Origin of the sequence: Haloarcula sp. K1 (genome assembly GCF_001647155.1) — an archaeon.
GTDB classification, from domain to species: Archaea; Halobacteriota; Halobacteria; order Halobacteriales; family Haloarculaceae; genus Haloarcula; species Haloarcula hispanica.
Map to the genome: position 1 here is coordinate 389674 of NZ_LRHL01000023.1, position 17102 is coordinate 406775.

Here is a 17102-nt window from a genome sequence, read left to right on the forward strand (position 1 = left end):
AACCCATCGGTCCTGACCGTCGCCGGGCGGAAGCAGGGAGGTCGTGGATACGGACTGGCCAGCGTGCCCACACGACTGTCGCTGCTGTCGGCGACCATACCGGGGATTGATTATCTTTCACGCAGATATCCATGATAACAGCGTTGGGTGTCGCGGTACGGGCGTAAGTTACGAGGGGCGACAAGTGGGTACAGCATCCGAGACCGGCCATGGCGGCGTCGACTGGCGGCAGCTGGCACTGGTAAGTCTCTGCCTCGTCGGGCTGATCGTCGCCGCGTTTCTGGCCCCGCCACCGATCACTGAGAGCGGGATCAGCAGCGGGGGCGGTGACGGGAGTCACGGCACCGAGCCAGTCACGCAGACGCCAGCCGATACGCGGGAACAACGCCGCGACGGTGGCGGGGGCGGCAGCGTCACCGACACCCAGACACCTGCAGGCACACGGGAACACCGTCGCGACGGAGGTGGGAGCGGCGGCGTCACGGGAGGAACAGAGCCGATTCCGATTCCCGGCGATACCGCCCCGCCCACTGCGGACGGCTGTGGCGTCCTCGTCGAGTCAGAGCCGAAAGCCGGGCATCCCCTCACCGTTCTGGTGTATCAGGACCTCGAACCGGCGGCCGCGACCCGTGTCTGGTTCAACGACCGATACGTCGGCCGGACTGACCAGAACGGCCAGGTGACCGCACAGGTTCCGTACCAGCGCGAGCTGAACGTAACGGTCGAATCGCCGGGAACAGAGCCCTGTCAGTTCTACCGTCGACCGTACGAGGAATCGGATACTGAAACAGCAAGCCTCCTCGTGGAAGGAGATGTGTTGTCGCTTGGCGGGACTACCTCGGTCTCAAACGGGGACGGGTACGCACGAAGTACCCTTGGCGCATTTGGGACGGTTCCTGGCGCATCTGGGATGGTCGATTCGACGGCCCCACGCCAGCAGACCGCGGCCGACAACGACACCGGTCAGTACCGTGTCGGCGGGAGCGTCAACGTGACACTGCTCGGCGAGCCGTACCCCGGGTCGACCGTCCCGCTCGTCGCAACGGTCGACGGCGTGCCAGTCCGAAACGCGACCGTGACCCGCAACGGCGACATCGTCGGTCGAACTGACACCGCCGGCCGGTATCAACTGACAGTCCCCGACAGCGATACCGCCGCAGTAACGGTGTCCCGCGGCGAGTTCGAGGGGTCCGCGCGCGTCGACGTGCTGAACTTACACGTCCGCGTCGTGCCTGCGAAGGCCCTCCCGGTACCAGGTGACAGGGCCGCTGTCAACGCTACGATAAACGGAGACCCGGTCGAGAACGCGACTGTCACGCTCGGCGACCAGCGCCGGGGAAAGACTGGCGCTGACGGCGCTGTTGCCGTCTCGCTCCCAGCAAACCCCTCGCTTCCCGTCACAGCGGCAACAGACAGACAGACAGCGAGAACGACGCTCTGGGGCGCGTACACCGGGACCATCGTGGTAAGTTCGATACTGCTGGTGGCAACCGTCGTGACCGTCGCTATCGCCGCAGTGATGTACTCCCCCAAGGTCGCACGCGGCGTCGGTATTCTCTGGACAATCTTCGATTCGCTGTTTGTCATCGGCGTGCTCTGGGAACGGGACGGGCTGGTCGTCGCGCTCGCAGTCGTGGGCGTCGTCGCGCTGTACCACTATCGGACGGCTGCTTTCTCGGGCGGACAGGCGGTCGCATACGCGGCCAAGAACGGCGGTGAAACGGCGGCTGGCTTCGTCGCCCGCGTCGTTCAGTGGACCCGGCGAACGGCACTCTGGCTCGTCGGCCGTATCGAAGCCACGCTGAACATGGGCCGCCGACTGGCCGCCCGTCTGGCGACGTGGCTCTCATCGCTTCCGCTAACGCTGTCAGGGCTGTGGCGTCGCTTCCAGCGGTGGCTCCGGTCGGCCGGGTATCGAGCGGTCACTGTGGCCAGGGCTGAAAGCACGCCACGCAGGATTGCAACGCTCGGCGGCTCGTGTGTCATCGTGACAGTGAGCTATGTTCGCTGGGGCACGGCCGGTACCGTCGTGGCTGGGGCCGGGGTGGCACTGGGTGCGGTCGGTGTCTACATCGCTGGCCAGGTCGGCGATACGGACCGCCCGACTACGGCGTCTAACCCCGGACCGAGCGGGTCGGTCACTGACTCGTCGGGCGGCGGCGAATCGGCTCTCCCATCGATTCGCGACCTCTGGCGTGCGTTCGCCAAGCATGTCGTCCCCGGGCGCTGGCGGACGCGGACGCCCGGCGAGGTGTCCCGGGCCGCAATCGACAGCGGCCTCCCGAGGGCACCCGTCGAAGCACTGACAGAGGCGTTCCGGGACGTCGAATACGGCGGCCATTCGAGCGACAGCCGGCGCGAGCAGGCCCGTAGCGCGTACGATGCGCTGGTGGGTGCGAGCGACGAGCAGGAGGACGAAGGGTGAATCGCCGTCGCGTCGGGCTGGGAATCGCCGTGTTGTGTGGCCTGCTACTCGTGGCTGCCGGCGCGGTCCTCGGGCTGACAGGGACGCCAGAGCCGGCGGATTCCGGGCCGAGTGCGGCGGGTGTCCTCGTCCTCTTCGTCTGCGTGCTCGTGGCCTCCTGGAAGCTCTTCCGGACGCCCGACGACCCCTCGGTATCACCGTCGCCGTGGACTGCTGACGACAAGTTCACCGAGGGGTTTCTGGAGACGACACCGACAGACGACGCCGTCTCCGGAACCGAACTCGCGGAACGCGTCGAAGCGGCGGCTGCACAGGCCCGCGACGACGGGTCGGTCGCCGAGAGCGTCGGCCCCGTTCGGGAACCACTTCGGGCGGCGCTCACGGAGGCACTGGTCCAGGGCGGCCACGACCCCGACTCGGTGAAAGCACAGTTAGCCGCGGGGACCTGGACGGACGACCCGGTTGCCGCCGCGGTACTGGACGAATCCGTCACGCCACCGGACCGACCGTTTCGCACGCGCCTGTGGGCCTGGCTGTTTCCCGAAAAAGCCGTCCGAAAGCGGTGCGCACGGGCGATGACGGCAGTCAGCGTCGCGGCCGACGACGCGTTGCCGACAGTGGTCGGCCAGCAGGCGCCGCGTCCGGTGCCAGTCGTCGCCCCAGCGGTCGCCGACCTGCAGCGGGCGGCTGACGGGAGCCTCCAGCGGGCCGTCGACGGGTCGATTCCCGAGCGGGAAGCCGTCGGGACCAGCGCAGACGGCGCGTCTGACGGTGCCCACGTCGACGGAGCCGCCACCGAGGACGCAACTGCCGCGGACCGCCCGGCTGACTCCGAGTCTGAAGCTGGCGGGACAACGCCGGTTGACGAGGACGGAACGGATACCACAGCGACCGACGGGGCCGACTGGGGCGATGTGACGGAGGTGCAGGACTGATGGGCCGACGAGCCATGCGGTGGCGCGGCGCAATCGTCGCCGCACTGACACTCGCCGGAGCGGGCATCTGGGAGGGGAGCGGGACACTCCTGCTGGCCGCCACACTCCCGCTCTCGTATCTGGCCTACGGAATCCTGTCGACTGCTGCTGTCCCGGCAGAGCTCGTCGTGTCGCGGGCGGTCGACCCGACTCCAGCGCCGCCGGGGCACCCGGTTGCAGTCCAGTTGACGGTGACAAACAGCGGCCAGCAGACGCTGTCGGACATCCGGGTCGTCGACGGCGTTCCGACTGACCTCACAGTGCTGGAAGGGACGCCACGCGGCGGCGAGACGCTTGCGGCCGGCGAATCAGTCACGCTCGAGTACATGCTCATCGCCCGCCGAGGCGAACACGACTTCGGCGAGCCGCGGCTCCGCGTCCGGGGTACGGGAGCCGGCGAGGTCGCGACTGCGAGACAACAGGCGGAGGGCGATGACAGGCTGGTGTGTCAGCTTGACGCCCAGGCACCGCCGCTGTCCGACCAGGGGACCGACCGCGTGGGCCAACTCACAACCGACGACCCCGGCGATGGCTTCACCTTCCACTCGACGCGGGAGTATCAGCGCGGGGACCCGGCCGGCCGCATCGACTGGCGCGGGTACGCGAAGCGGGGAGCGCTGTCGACGGTCAACTACGAGCAGTGGGTGTCGACGACGGTCGTGTTCGTCGTCGACGCCCGCTCGCCGGCGCGGGTGACCGCCGGCCCCGGTCGCCCGACGGCAGTCGAACTCGGCGCGTACGCGACGACGCACGCAGTGACCTCGCTGCTGGATGCCGGTCACGAAGTCGGGCTGGCAATCGTCGGCATCGACGGCGACGGTCCAGCGGGACTGACGTGGCTCCAGCCGGGCGACGGACCCAACCAGCGGTCGCTGGCTGTCGAACGGCTACGGGCCGCTGCTGATGCTGCCGAGAGCGACCCGGCTGGTGGTCCAGAAGACGAGGGCGACACACAGCGGCAGTTCCGGAAAGTGATGGAGGTAGCCGGACCGCGCTGCCAGCTGGTGCTCGTGTCGCCGTTGCTCGACGACGCGCCGGTCGCCGCGATGGAGTCCTGGGCGGCGTTCGATTGCCAGCGAACCATGCTCTCGACGGACGTAACCGCGGCGAGCACCGTCAGCGGACAGTACGAGCACGTCCGCCGTCGGACCCGTCTGGCGCGGTGTCAGGCGTCTGGGGCCCGGACAATCGACTGGCGGCGTGGGACACCGCTGCCGCTCATCCTCGATTACGCCTTCGCCGTTGCGGCGCACCAGCCGCGTGGCAGTGTGCAGCCGGGAGGCGGAGCGTAAATGATCGGCGGGCCGCGACTCGATACACCATCGGCCGTCGGCGACGAGGGGCGGCCGCGGGCGACCAGCCTAACTATCGTCGCGCTTATCGTCGCTGCGTTCGCCCTGGCGACAGGGGTTCTGTCCGGCGACCCGCGACTGTTCAGCGGTATCGCACTCCTCGCCGGCATTGCCGTGGCGGGGTTGACGCTACTGGACCGGGACGGACTGGGACCGACGGTCATTGGCCACCTCTGTTTCCTGCCGGCAGCGACTGGCGTCGTTGCCTCGGTCGGGCAGGTGTCAGTCGCCCCGCTCATCGCGTTCGGTGTCGCCGTCGCAATGGTCGGCGTCGCGACCGCCTGGACCGACGTGCTCGACAGAGAGACCGTTTCGGAAGCGACAGTGAGCAGCGTCGTTTCGTATCTGTTCGCCGTGGTGGGCCTCGTCGTGGGTACGGTCGTCGTCGCGCTCGCGTGGCTTTGCTGGAAGGTGGTAAGCGCTGTCGCCGGTGGAGCGTCGCCGATAGCCACCACGGTCTGCCTCGGTGTACTCGGCGTCGCCGCGTCGGGCTGCCTGTATTTTGCTGTGACACAGCTCCCGCTCTTGCAGTTGACAGCTCGGAGCCGCCGCGACGCGATGGCGAACAGACTGAAACGGGGTACCCAGTCGCTCAAACTGGTCGCACTCGGTTCGGCAGCGTTCAGTGTAGTCGTTCCGCTGGCGCTTCTGGTAACGCCGTTTGGCCAGCTTGTGGCGTCCCCCCCGTTCAGTCTCGGTATCCGGCTGCTGTCGTCGTGGGTCGTTCTCGCGCCGCTTCTGGCAGTCACAGCCGGCGCGTTGCTTGCTGGTAGCGGTGCGATTGTCATCCGAAAGTTCACGACTGAGTTCGACGCCGCTTCGGTGCGGACTGTCGGGGCCGCCATCGCGGCCGCTGGCTACGTCGTGTTGCTAGCCCCGTTCCTCCTGCGAATCGGTATCTTCGGGTTCGCCTCGCTCCCGGCGGTGTTCTTCGGTGCCCTCCTGCTCCCACTGGTGGTGTATCTGCTTCTCGTTCTCGTCATCGGGGGACTCACGTTTGGCCTGTTGCCGGCGCGTGCCGGCCCCGCGGCACTGACCGCTTCGGGACTCATCTGTGCGAGCACCGGTGCGGCACAGGCCGACCTGTCATCGTTACTGGTGTTTGCTGGCGTCGTCGGCGGCCTCGTTGTCTGGGACGTTGGCACGTTCGGCCTGGGGCTGACAGCGGAACTGGGGCATCGGCCGGAAACGCGCCGGCTGGAGCTGTATCACAGCGTGTTCGCCGTCGGCGTCGGCCTTCTCGGTATCGCCGCCGTCGGTCTCGTCGATACAGCGCGTCACGCCGTCGGTGCCGCCATCGGATCGCCGGAGACAATGGCACTCGCCGCGATCGGTGTGTTACTGCTGCTCGCCCCGCTTCGTGGCTGAGGGACTGCTTCGCTGCTGGCCCGTCCAGAATGTGTCAGTAGCCACTGTGGCTCGACAAACGAGGGCTAATGGTACACATTGATACTTCCCCAGTGTAACGCATGGGGCATGGCCGGGTTAACGGGGGATTTGAGCGTCGAGGCTGCGTCAAACCACTGCCTCGACATTGTGGATCGAGTTGAGGAGGCTGTCGTCGTCGAACGCCGGGTGCTGTTCGAGACACTGGCTGGCGTCATCGCCAGAGGCCACGTTCTGGTTGAGGACGTGCCGGGAACGGGGAAAACAGTTCTGGCGCGGGTGTTGGCGGAGTCACTTGGACTCGAATTCAACCGGGTACAGTTCACGCCGGACCTGCTGCCGGCGGACGTGACCGGGTCGAACGTGTACAACGAACACGAGCGGGAGTTCGAGTTCGCACAGGGGCCGGTGTTCTCGAACGTCGTGCTCGCGGACGAGATCAACCGCGCGCCGCCGAAGACCCAATCTGCGCTGCTGGAATCAATGGAAGAGCGGCAGGTCAGTGTCGACGGGACGACGCATCCGCTCCCGACACCGTTCGTCGTTATCGCGACCCAGAACCCCGTCGAGCAGGAAGGCACATTCCAGCTTCCCGAGGCCCAGCGGGACCGCTTCAGCGTGAAAACGTCGATGGAGTATCCCGATGTCGAAGGGGAGATGGGGCTGCTCGACCGGCGGGCCAACCGGCGAACAATCGCGCCGTCAGTCGAGCCGGTAATGGGCCCAGAGACGGTGCGCGCCCTGCAGGAGTGTGCGGAAGACGTCCGCGTCGACACCAAGGTTCGTCGCTACATCGTCGATCTGGCGCGGGCGACACGCGAAGACGACCGGACAGAAATCGGCGTCTCGCCGCGGGGCGTCCAGCGTGTCTTCGAGGCAGTCCGAGCCAGCGCAGTCATCGCCGGTCGGCGGTATTCCACCCCGGACGACGTGAAGCGGCTGGCGAACGCGACGATGAGTCACCGACTGGTCCTGACGACGGAGGCGACTATCGAAGGGACGGAGAAGGCCGACGTGATTCAGGCCGCTCTGGACGCCGTCGACGTGCCCGCAGTCTCACCGAATGCGCCGGATACGGACGACACGCCCAAACAGACGACAACAGGCGGGTCCGAACGCGCTGACTCACCATCGGAGGCGACACCAGACGGCGATTCTCGCGGGCAGCGCCCCGAACGGAGTGCTGGTGAAGCAGCTGAGAACGAAGCTACGCAACTGGACGGAGATGACGGTCAGCCCACCGACTCGTCAGGTGACAGTCGGGACCGGAGTGATGATGACAGCGGACACGGACAGTGAGCGCAGGCGGGTAGCCGAACGGCTTTACTCCACGGAACAGCCAGACGTGGTATGGAAAGCGAACGCAACGTCCTCGGCGGGGAGCTGGCCCCCTGCTCGATGGACCCGGAGACCGGATTCATGCGCGACGGCTACTGCTACCCGCTCCAGCGCGACCCGGGTCGGCACGAAATCTGTGCCGTGATGACGGCCGAGTTTCTAGAGTACAGCAAGGCCCAGGGCAACGACCTCGTGACGCCGCGGCCGGAGCTGAATTTTCCGGGTCTCGACCCCGGTGACAACTGGTGTGTCTGCGTCCCGCGCTGGATAGAGGCCCACGAGGCCGGGCGCGCACCGCCGGTGAACCTCGACGCGACGAGCGAGGACGTACTCGAAGACGTGTCACTGGAGACGCTGCAGGAGTTCGCTGCCGATGGTGACTCGAATGCTGATGCGACGACTGAATGAGCCGCGGCGCGAACGACTTTTGAGGGGGCGTCCCGTCGCTTGGGTCGTGCAACAGGGGAGGGCCAAACGATGAGCGTCGACCGCGTTCGTGGCGTCGTCGTCGACATCGAGGAGCCGAAGACGGTGAACACCCAGTACGGCGAGAGCGACCTCTGTGAGGTGACTATCCGGCCGGACCGCGGGGCCGGCGAGCCGACGACGGTGACGCTCTGGGGGAAGTGGACCGAGAACGCCGCCGTCATCGAGACGGGGATGGAGGTCGCCGTCTACAACCCCGACGAGCGGGAGTATCAGGGCGAGCAGCAGTACTCCGTCGGCGGCGACGCCACCCTCGTCGTCCAGCCTGATTTTCTCGTCGACGTGACCGACATCCGGGCGTGGGTACAGTGCCCGCGGATGTACTACCTCCGGAAACTCGACGGCGCAGAGCACGCCTACCCGCTGGTGAAAGGGACCGTCGTCCACGAGGTCTTTGGCGACTTACTTCGGGGCCGGGACCTCGATACCGCTATCGAGGAACAGGTCGACGCCGCCGGCCTCGACATCGGACTGCTCGGCCGGGAGGCCGACGAGGTGGCCGGGGACGTGCGCGACCACGCGTCGGCCATCCAGGGGTGGCTCCAGCAGGGGACGCTTACTGAAACTGATGAGTGGCGCTCCGAGATGACGCTCATCTCCGAGCGGTTCGGGATGAAAGGGCGGGCCGACGCCGTCCGGCGGGGGATGCCCGTCGAACTCAAGACCGGCAAGAACACCAAGCGGGAGCCCCGCTTCCAGGACAAGATTCAGGCGACAGCGTACGCGCTGATGCTGGGCGAACGCGCTGCCGGCGCGGGCAGCGCCGTCGACGCCGCGCCGGACACAGGCACGCTTCTCTACACGAAAAACGCCGCCGTCGACCGCAACGAGGAGAGCGGCGACCTCTCGCCGGCCAAGGAGTTCTCTATCGGGAGCGGCCTGCTGAACTACGTCGTCCGGACCCGCAACGCGATTGCGGCGATGGAGTACGATTCGGGCGTGCCGACGGGCTACGAGGCAAACGCGAAGTGCGAGTACTGCTTCGAGCAGGACACCTGTATGGCCGTCTCCGGCCGGCTCGATCAAGAATCCAAGGCCGGAACGGTCGGTCGAGCGGTGCCGGAGGAGGAACTGGACTACTTCGAGCGGTTCTACACGGCAATCGAGGCCGAGCGCCGTGCTGTCCACCGGGAGTACGCAAAGCTCTGGGAGCAAACGCCCGAAGAGCGCGCCGACAACGACCGGGCGCTCATCGGTCTCGAACCGACCGGCCGCCGGGAACTCGACGGCGGCCGCTGGGAACTCCGCGCGACAGGGACCGGTGCCGTCTCGAAGATCCGCGAAGGCAATCTCGTGCTCGCCAGCGACGGCGACCCGGTGACCGGCAACGCCGAACTGGCCCGCGTGGAACGTCTCGGCGAAGAAATCGTCGTCACGGCCGACGAGCCGCTGGACCTCCGCCGACTGGACGTGTATCCCTCCGAACTGACGACCGACCGGCTCCAGAACGCGCTCCACGACGCCGTGCTCCTCCAGTCGCCCGAGCAGAAAGACGTGCTGTTCGGGCGGCGCGAGCCGGATTTCAATCCGGTCGAGGAGACGTTCATCGACAACAACGACGCGCAGAACGAGGCCGTCCAGCTAGCCGTCGGCGCGGCGGACTTCGCGCTCGTCCACGGCCCGCCTGGCACGGGCAAAACGTACACGCTGGCGCGGATGGTTCGGGCCCTCGTTGCTCGCGGTGACCGAGTGCTGCTCTCGGCGTTCACCAACCGCGCCGTCGACAATCTGCTGGAGGCGCTGGAAGAACAGGGCTACACCGATATCGTCCGAGTCGGCACGGAGAGCGGCGTCCGCGATGACATGCAGAAATACCGACTGGAGACCAGCGGCGACCCCGGCGAATGTGCGAGTCGGCTCCAGGGCGCGCAGGTCGTCGCGGCGACGACGGCCACCTGCGGCGGGAGCACGCTCCAGACCCAGGAGTTCGACGTCGCGGTCGTCGACGAGGCCGGCCAGCTGACCGAACCGGGGACGCTCGCGGCGACGACGCTCGCCGACCGATTCGTGCTCGTCGGCGACCACCAGCAGCTCCCGCCAGTGGTCCAGTCCGAGGACGAGACGCTGTCGACCTCGCTGTTCGAGCGGCTCATCGACGCCCACCCGGAAGCCGGCGTAATGTTGGACCGCCAGTACCGGATGGCACAGCACATCCAGGCCTTCGCCTCGCGGGAGTTCTACGACGGGCAGTTGCGGCCGGCGACCGGCGAGGTAGCCGCCCAGCGGCTCGACGACCTCGGCGGCGTCTCAATGGCTGACTTGCCAGAGATACTTCAGGACCGCGTGGCGTTCGTCGCCCCCGACGGAAGCCAGGTCGGCAACACCAACCCGGCTGAGGCCGACCGCATCGCCGAAATCGTCGCGTCGTACCGATCCGCAGGAGTTCCGGCCAACGATATCGGTGTCATCGCGCCGTACCGCGCCCAGGTCGCGGAGATTTCCAAGCGCCTGCCGGACGTGACCGTCGACACGGTCGACCGGTTCCAGGGGTCGAGCAAGGAGGTTATCGTCATCTCCTTCGTCGCCACGGGCACGCTCGACAGCCCCATCTTCGAGGATTACCGGCGCATCAACGTCGCGCTCACGCGAGCGAAGAAGGCGCTCGTCCTCGTCGGCGACGGCGACGCACTGGCGACCGACGAGGTGTACGGCCGAATGGTCGAGTGGGCGCGGGGCTGACTACGCGTCCGCGTCGCTAGCCCTGTCGCCCGTCCGCAGCCCTGCGACGTGTGCGGTGAGGCGCTCCCGAAGCGTGTCTCTGAGTTCTTTTGCGATGTCCTCGTCGATGTCGTACACCCGGGCGATACCACCGAGAAGGCTCGACGAACTCGCCGTGTCGGCCCCCACAGTCGCCAGGTCGCGACGGCGCTGGAACGGGGACCGCGTGACGAACACCGTCTGAAGCCGGTAGTACGGGACGATTCGCGTCGTCCGCCGCCAGAACCCGCTCCGGGTCGCCAGCACGGACTCGTCCAGGTCGTACCCACGGTGTCGCCAGCGAAGGTGGGCTGCCGGCACAACTGTGAGGAAGAGGAGGGCGGCGACCCACCAGTAGCCCGTCTCCAGCACCAGCGAGTCCACGGCGTAGGCGACTGCAGTGAGCCCGGCCGCGGCCAGTGAAAAGCGCGCGAGATACCGTCTGCGGGCGCGCTTCGGCGACCGGTCGAAGTCGAGGTCACCGAACGGCTCTATGTCACGGGCCAGTTCGTACACCTCCTCGCGAGGTGCGAGTGGAACGGCGACGCCCTGACTGGACTGCTGGTTGCCACCGCTGTAGCCGGCCGTCTCGACGGCCAGCGTCGCGTAGCCGAACCGCCGCATCAGGACGTTCTCTCGAATAGTGACCGTCTGGACCTTCTCCAGCGGGATGTTGCCGCTGTAGCGGCGCAACAGCCCCCGCTCGTACCGGAGGTCGCCGTCAGCCTGCGTGAGCTGGAAGCCGTAGTACTCGATGACGGTCAGCGCCACGCTGACGACCAGTGCGAGTAGGAGGAACTGGACGACGGAGAGTACGGCAAAGACGGCGAGCCGCGTGGTTTCCGGTGAGCCGGTCAGCCAGCGAACTACCGGCCCGCTCAGCGATGCGCCAGCAAGGGTCGCATTGAACCGCAGAACCGCCCAGACGACGTCCATCCCAAGCGGGAGTGACGCCAGCGTCAGGACCGGCGCGGCCGGCCGAACGGAGACGAGCGCGTACGTCAGGAGTTCGCGCTGGTCGAACGCGAACAGCAGCGACCCGTCCGGCTCGTCGCGTTCCGCCGTGTCCGATTCGGAAACCGGTTCCCCGAGGTCATTCCTCGCCTGAGTGTCGCCAGCGTGTGTCGGTTTGGGGCCGGTCACGCCGGGCAGATCAGCGTGGGCCGACCGGCCAGGTGTCGCAGCTTCGGACACCGCGTCGGCGGTGGCTGTCTCTGCCGCGGCGGCCTGGTCCCGGTCGTGGGTCCGCACGTAGTTCCGCAGGCGTTTGACCTCGGCCTCGTCGACTGCGTCCAGCGTGGCCTCCGTCGCGCTGCCACCGGCCGTCTCGAAGCGGACGATTGCGAGTCCGAGCAGGCGGTTAAGGATGTTCTGCTCGACGTCTAAGTTCTGGACGCGGCCCAGCGGAATCTGGCGGGACTGCCTGGCGAAGACGCCGGATTCGACAGTAAGCGTGTCGCCGTCGAGTTCGTACTGAAAACGGAAGTACCGTGCCAGCGCGTAGCCGCCAAACGTCAGCGCGCCGAGCAGGCCCAGCAGCGGAACCGCGAACGCTGGCAGTCCAAGCATTCCGGTCCCGACGGACCCGCCGAAGAAGCCGAAGAAGCCGCCTTGTAGCGCCGCTCGGGCGACGCTCAGAACCGCACTTCGCGGGTGGAGCCGGTTCATACCGCGTCCGTGGCCTCGCTCTCGTTCGCGAGGTCACGGAGTTGTTCTCGCAATTCGGTGGCTCGTTCGGGCCGCAGGCCTGGAATCGTGATGTCCGCGCCGCGGGTCCCGGCAGTGTAGACGACGACACTCGCCAGCCCGATAGCTCGCTCTACTGGGCCGCGCGTGGTGTCGACGTGCTGTACACGAACGTACGGGACCGACGTGTCGGTCCGGGTGACGACACCGCGAAGGAGAAAGAGCGCGTCGTCCTGTAGGTCAAAACGCCAAATCCGGTGGGCAGCGATGGCATGGGCAACACCCAGAAGCACCAGCACAACCCAGCCGCCGACGACCACCGTCTGTGGCAGTGAAACCGCGAACCGGTCGACAAGATACGCGATGACACCGAGCACCGACGCCTGGATAACTGTCGACAGAACCCACAGCAGTCTCACTCGCGGGTGAAGCGACTCCATGTCTCACCCGTGGGGCCGGCCGCGGATTAACGGTTTGGCTCAGGGGCGAAATTGGAAGAGTTCCGGTCCACGCACGGACCAAACTATGGGCGGAATCGTCCGAGACTTCGAAAAATCTCTTTGTATAGCCCCGACGCCGGACAAAGCGTATGTCACGAAGCCGACGGACGTTTCTGACGACGCTCGCCGCTGCAAGTGTCACGCTCCCGCTCGCTGGCTGTGCCGGCGGCGACGAGCGATCCGGAGACGAGGGGACGGATACAATGAACGACGAGGCGACTGGTTCGATGGAGGATGAAGGGATGACTGACTCCATGACGGGCGGCGAAGCGAGCGGCTCGGTGGAGCAGGTGAACGAAACGGAGTCGATGGGACCCGGCGCAATGACCGAGTCGATGACGGAGTCCACGGCTGGCGAGTCGATGGGTGACGACGTGACGAACGACACCATGGCCGAAAACGAGACGGCGTCGTGAGTCGCGCGGTGACGACCGCAACAGACTCCGCCGGCCTACACGCGCTCGTTGACCTGGTCGGCCTCAGTCGTCGGTCGCAACGGCGCTGTCTTCGGCGTCTCCATCTTCAATCTCGCTCAGCACCCGCTGGTGGAACTCCTGTAAGACGGCGGACTCGTCCTCGGCGAGGACCACGTCGCTGGCCATCAGCGTCGCGAGGCCGAAGGCGCGCGGTGACGGCGAGTCAACGCGAGTCCGGACCACGCCCACGTCGCCGTCCTGCATCGCACGCAGGACGGTTTCGATACCGTCGACGTTGAGTTTGTCCTCCAGAATCTCGCGGTAGGTCTCCTCGACGACGGCGAAGTCCCCGAGGTCCTCGGCGAACCCCAGCAGCATCTCCGAGGAGACCTGCTGTTCGCTCGCGGACTTCTCGTAGCCCTTGTAGCGTTTGAGTATCATCAGCGACCGTGTGGCGTTGATACGGAAGTACCGCTGGAGCAGGTCTGTCCCGTCGAGGCTAGCCCGAAGGTCCGCGCGGGCCGTGTCCGGGTCTAGGTCGCCCACGATTCGGGCGATATCGACTTTGCGGTTCAGCGGCATCGAGAGCGTGAAGCCGTTGTCGGCGACGGCGACCTGCACGTTCGCGCTGGCCGCCTGGGCGATGTGGTAGGCCAGCAGCCGCGAGAAGCCGTCGTTGAACCGTCGGCCGTAGTTCGAGTGGACGTGGTAGTGACGCTCGTACTCGTCGTGGTCCAGCGTCTCCTCGAGGACGAGTCGGTCGGTCGTGGCCACGCTGTCAGGTCCGGCGTAGGCCACCTGCTCACGGAACATCCGGGCGATAGCGCGAACGCTGTTCTCGTCGATGGGGAACCCCCGGAGCCAGTTGCGGACCTCCGACATCCCGCCGTCGGCCAGCCGGTCCAGTAGTTGGCCCTGGAAGTCCAGTATCTCGCGGCCGAGGTCGTAGGAGAGGGGGAGCCGCTCGGAGAACCACGACGGGACCGTCGGGCGGGCGGCGGTCCGGTCGACGTACACCTTCGACCCGCGGCGGTAGCGGTACTCGAAGTTGTTCCCACCCAGTACGAACACGTCGCCTTTCTCCAGGGTGTCCAGGTACGACTCGTCCAGTTGGCCGACCCAGCTGTCGTCGCTCCGGGTGACCACGTCACACGTAAAGGAGTCCGGAATCGTCCCGATGTTGGTCATGTAGATGACCCGCGCGAGCCGACCCCGTTTGCCGATGAGGTGCTCACCCACGTCGTACTCCTCGTAGTGGTGCTCCCCGTCGGGTGCGTCGTTCGTGTCCCGCCAGATCTTGGCGTAGACGTTCTTGTCTTCCATCCCCGGGTAGTCGGCGGTCATGTACCGCATCAGCTGCTCCCAGTTCTCGTCGTCGTAGTCCCGGTACGGGTAGGCCCGACGGAGGACGTTCTTAAACGTCGCCTCGGGACGGACGTCGTTGATAGCCATGCCGTAGACGTGCTGCGTGGCCACGTCCTGTGCGTTCTCAGGGATGAACACGCGGTCGACGAAGCCCCGCTCGGCCTTTTCGAGCATCACCGCACACTCCACGAGTTCGTCGCGGTCCAGCGCGATGACGCGGCCCTCCACTGTTTCGCCCAACTGGTGGCCCGCGCGGCCGATACGCTGGAGCAACGCGGCCACGGATTTTGGCGAGCCGACCTGCACGACGAGGTCGATATGAGGCATGTCGATGCCCAGTTCCAGGCTCGTCGAGGTCGTCACCACGTCCAGCGTCCCGGCTTTCAGCGATTCCTCGATGTCCCGGCGCTTCTCCTTCGAGAGCGAGCCGTGGTGGCAGCCGGAGTTGGACTCGTCGTAGTCGTCGAACTTCTCGCGGAGGTTGTGCAGGACCCGTTCGGCCCCCGAGCGCGTGTTCGTAAACACGAGCGTGTTGGTGTGGGACTGGACGTGGTCGTGGAGCTGGGTGTAGAACCGCTCGGTGACGATGTCCCGCGGCGTGTTGATGAGGTCGTCGGCCGGACAGGACAGCTCCATGTCGAAATCGCGGGCGAAGCGCGTGTCGACGATCTCGTAGTCCCGAGGGTCGCCGCCGGGTTCTGCGCGGCCGACCAGAAACTCCGCGACGGTGTCCAGCGGCTCGACGGTGGCCGAACAGCCGATTCGCGTGGGCGATTCCTCGACCATCTCCTCTAGCCGCTCCAGCGACACGGAGAGGTGGGTCCCGCGCTTGTTCTCGGCGAGGCTGTGGATCTCGTCGACGATGACGTACTCGATGGTTTCGAGCTTCTTCTTGAACTTCGGCGAGTTCAGCAGGATGGCCAGCGTCTCCGGCGTCGTATTGAGGATATGCGGCGTCGTTTCGAGCATCGCCTGGCGCTCGCTGTCGCTGGTGTCGCCGTGACGGATGGCGTGTCGGATTTCCACGTCTTCGCCGCGCTCCTCAAGCTTGGCCGTGATGCCGTCGAGGGGCTGTCCGAGGTTGCGGTGGATGTCGTTGGCCAGCGACTTCAGCGGCGAGACATAGAGGCAGTAGACGGAGTTCTCAAGCTCGTCTTCGCGGGCCTTCCCGAACAGTTCGTTGATGATACCGGTAAAGGATGCGAGGGTCTTGCCGCTCCCCGTCGGCGCACAGATGAGGGCGTTCTCGCCCTCGTGGATGAGCGGGATGGCCTCCTTCTGTGGCGGCGTGAAGAAGCCGCCGTTGCCGGGAACGAACTCGCTGAACTGCTCAACCCACCACTCCTGGACGACGGGCGCGAGGCGGGAAAGCACCTCGGCGTCGTCGATGTCGACCGCCTCCGGGTCGAAGTCCGGGTCCGTCGCTGCGAGACGCTCGCGTCCTCCCATTGTCGGCTCTTACCGACCAGTAGGACCGCCACGGCAAGTGGGTTCCGCCATATCGACGGGGAAAACGCCTAAGCGACCACCGTGTCTGGCCTGGGGCATGGCCGAATCCTTCGACGTACTGACGCCGCTGGTGACGCCGTTCGACGCCGACGGCGACCTCGATGTGGATGGCCTGAAATCACTGGTCCGGCACGTCGCCACGACCGGCGTCGACGGCATCGTCCCCTGCGGGACGACCGGCGAGTTCGAGACGCTCTCACCCGGGGAGTACCGGACCGTCGTCCGAACCACGACAGAGACAGTGCCCGAGGACTGCCGCGTCATCGTCGGGACAGCCGCCACCGACGTTGCGACCGTCCACGAGCGGATGGCGTTCGCCGCCGAGCAGGGCGCAGACAGCACGCTGGTCGTGCCGTCGTACTACGGCGGCCAGGCCAGCGGGGCAGGCAACGAGGCGTTCTTCGACGCGGTTCTGGCCGACGTGCCGCTGCCCGTCTACCTCTACAACATCCCCGGGGCTGTCGGACAGAAACTGTCCGTCGACACGGTCGCCGCGCTCGCTCAGTCCGACGCCGTCGCGGGGCTCAAGGACTCCTCTGGCGACCTCCCGTACGTCACTGCGGTCCTGAACCAGACGCCCGAGGACTTCACCGTCTATCAGGGCCACGACGGCCTGTTCGTCCCGTCGCTCCTGCTGGGCGGTGACGGCGGCGTCAGCGCGCTCTCCCATCTGCTGCACAGCGAGCTAGAACGATCGGGAACCGCCGTCGCCAACGGCGACGTGGCGGAAGCCAGAACGGTCCAGCGGAAGATCCTCTCACCACTCTCAGAAGCGTGTGCCGAGTTCGGTTTCGCGCCCACCGTGAAGGCGTTGCTTGCCGACCGCGGCATCATCGACCACGCGACGGTGCGGCCGCCCCGGGATTCACTCTCGCCGGACGCAGTAGCGTCCGTGACCGGGCTGTTGTAGTGGCAATCAGAACGCGCTGTCCTGTATATCGAGTCCCGCTGTCGCGGACGGGTGTGTC

At 66.6% G+C, this 17102-nt stretch carries 12 protein-coding genes; 9 read left to right on the forward strand and 3 right to left on the reverse strand.

Annotation, left to right across the window (positions count from 1 at the left end):
* Positions 1-184: 184 nt before the first annotated feature.
* From AV929_RS09475 to AV929_RS09505, 7 genes are all read left to right on the forward strand, one after another.
* Entirely contained in the window at positions 185-2425 is a 2241-nt protein-coding gene (locus tag AV929_RS09475) for a DUF4129 domain-containing protein (RefSeq protein WP_064288082.1), read from the forward strand.
* Positions 2422-3360 carry a hypothetical protein gene (locus AV929_RS09480; protein ID WP_064288083.1) on the forward strand — a complete coding sequence of 313 codons (939 nt, stop codon included), beginning with the start codon at positions 2422-2424 and terminating at the stop codon, positions 3358-3360. The genes AV929_RS09475 and AV929_RS09480 overlap by 4 nt, the downstream gene beginning before the upstream one ends.
* Positions 3360-4691: a DUF58 domain-containing protein gene (locus AV929_RS09485; RefSeq protein ID WP_044951839.1), complete on the forward strand. Its 1332-nt coding sequence runs from the start codon at positions 3360-3362 to the stop codon at positions 4689-4691. The genes AV929_RS09480 and AV929_RS09485 overlap by 1 nt, the downstream gene beginning before the upstream one ends.
* Positions 4692-6119: a hypothetical protein gene (locus AV929_RS09490; protein ID WP_014040407.1), complete on the forward strand. Its 1428-nt coding sequence runs from the start codon at positions 4692-4694 to the stop codon at positions 6117-6119.
* Between the two features lie 108 nt (positions 6120-6227).
* Complete coding sequence (locus AV929_RS09495) at positions 6228-7436, forward strand: MoxR family ATPase (protein ID WP_064288084.1); 1209 nt, start codon at positions 6228-6230, stop codon at positions 7434-7436.
* A gap of 51 nt (positions 7437-7487) precedes the next feature.
* Positions 7488-7883 (forward strand): DUF2237 family protein, encoded by a 396-nt coding sequence (locus tag AV929_RS09500; protein ID WP_014040409.1) that lies wholly within the window; start codon positions 7488-7490, stop codon positions 7881-7883.
* A gap of 69 nt (positions 7884-7952) precedes the next feature.
* Positions 7953-10640 (forward strand): AAA domain-containing protein, encoded by a 2688-nt coding sequence (locus AV929_RS09505; RefSeq protein WP_064288085.1) that lies wholly within the window; start codon positions 7953-7955, stop codon positions 10638-10640.
* Here the strand turns inward: AV929_RS09505 and AV929_RS09510 are convergent, their stop codons facing one another.
* Together AV929_RS09510 and AV929_RS09515 are read right to left on the reverse strand one after the other, a co-directional pair.
* Positions 10641-12326 carry a PH domain-containing protein gene (locus tag AV929_RS09510; protein WP_064288086.1) on the reverse strand — a complete coding sequence of 562 codons (1686 nt, stop codon included), beginning with the start codon at positions 12324-12326 and terminating at the stop codon, positions 10641-10643.
* Positions 12323-12784 carry a PH domain-containing protein gene (locus tag AV929_RS09515; RefSeq protein WP_004961231.1) on the reverse strand — a complete coding sequence of 154 codons (462 nt, stop codon included), beginning with the start codon at positions 12782-12784 and terminating at the stop codon, positions 12323-12325. The genes AV929_RS09510 and AV929_RS09515 overlap by 4 nt, the downstream gene beginning before the upstream one ends.
* A 149-nt stretch (positions 12785-12933) precedes the next feature.
* Here AV929_RS09515 and AV929_RS09520 point away from each other — a divergent pair, with 149 nt between their 5' ends.
* Positions 12934-13260, forward strand: a complete 327-nt coding sequence (locus tag AV929_RS09520) for a hypothetical protein (protein ID WP_064288087.1) — start codon at positions 12934-12936, stop codon at positions 13258-13260.
* Between the two features lie 63 nt (positions 13261-13323).
* On the opposite strand, the gene AV929_RS09525 is transcribed toward AV929_RS09520, so the two are convergent.
* Positions 13324-16074, reverse strand: a complete 2751-nt coding sequence (locus tag AV929_RS09525) for an ATP-dependent helicase (RefSeq protein WP_064288088.1) — start codon at positions 16072-16074, stop codon at positions 13324-13326.
* Between the two features lie 97 nt (positions 16075-16171).
* On the opposite strand from AV929_RS09525, the gene AV929_RS09530 reads away from it, so the two are divergent.
* Positions 16172-17044, forward strand: a complete 873-nt coding sequence (locus AV929_RS09530; protein ID WP_064288089.1) for a dihydrodipicolinate synthase family protein — start codon at positions 16172-16174, stop codon at positions 17042-17044.
* The last annotated feature ends 58 nt before the right edge of the window (positions 17045-17102 follow it).

Coding starts and splice junctions, on each gene's coding strand:
- AV929_RS09505 (WP_064288085.1), top strand. CDS start 7,953: ATGAGCGTCGACCGCGTTCGTGGCGTCGTCGTCGACATCGAGGAGCCG.
- AV929_RS09490 (WP_014040407.1), top strand. CDS start 4,692: ATGATCGGCGGGCCGCGACTCGATACACCATCGGCCGTCGGCGACGAG.
- AV929_RS09520 (WP_064288087.1), top strand. CDS start 12,934: ATGTCACGAAGCCGACGGACGTTTCTGACGACGCTCGCCGCTGCAAGT.
- AV929_RS09515 (WP_004961231.1), bottom strand. CDS start 12,784: ATGGAGTCGCTTCACCCGCGAGTGAGACTGCTGTGGGTTCTGTCGACA.
- AV929_RS09485 (WP_044951839.1), top strand. CDS start 3,360: ATGGGCCGACGAGCCATGCGGTGGCGCGGCGCAATCGTCGCCGCACTG.
- AV929_RS09510 (WP_064288086.1), bottom strand. CDS start 12,326: ATGAACCGGCTCCACCCGCGAAGTGCGGTTCTGAGCGTCGCCCGAGCG.
- AV929_RS09495 (WP_064288084.1), top strand. CDS start 6,228: ATGGCCGGGTTAACGGGGGATTTGAGCGTCGAGGCTGCGTCAAACCAC.
- AV929_RS09530 (WP_064288089.1), top strand. CDS start 16,172: ATGGCCGAATCCTTCGACGTACTGACGCCGCTGGTGACGCCGTTCGAC.
- AV929_RS09500 (WP_014040409.1), top strand. CDS start 7,488: ATGGAAAGCGAACGCAACGTCCTCGGCGGGGAGCTGGCCCCCTGCTCG.
- AV929_RS09525 (WP_064288088.1), bottom strand. CDS start 16,074: ATGGGAGGACGCGAGCGTCTCGCAGCGACGGACCCGGACTTCGACCCG.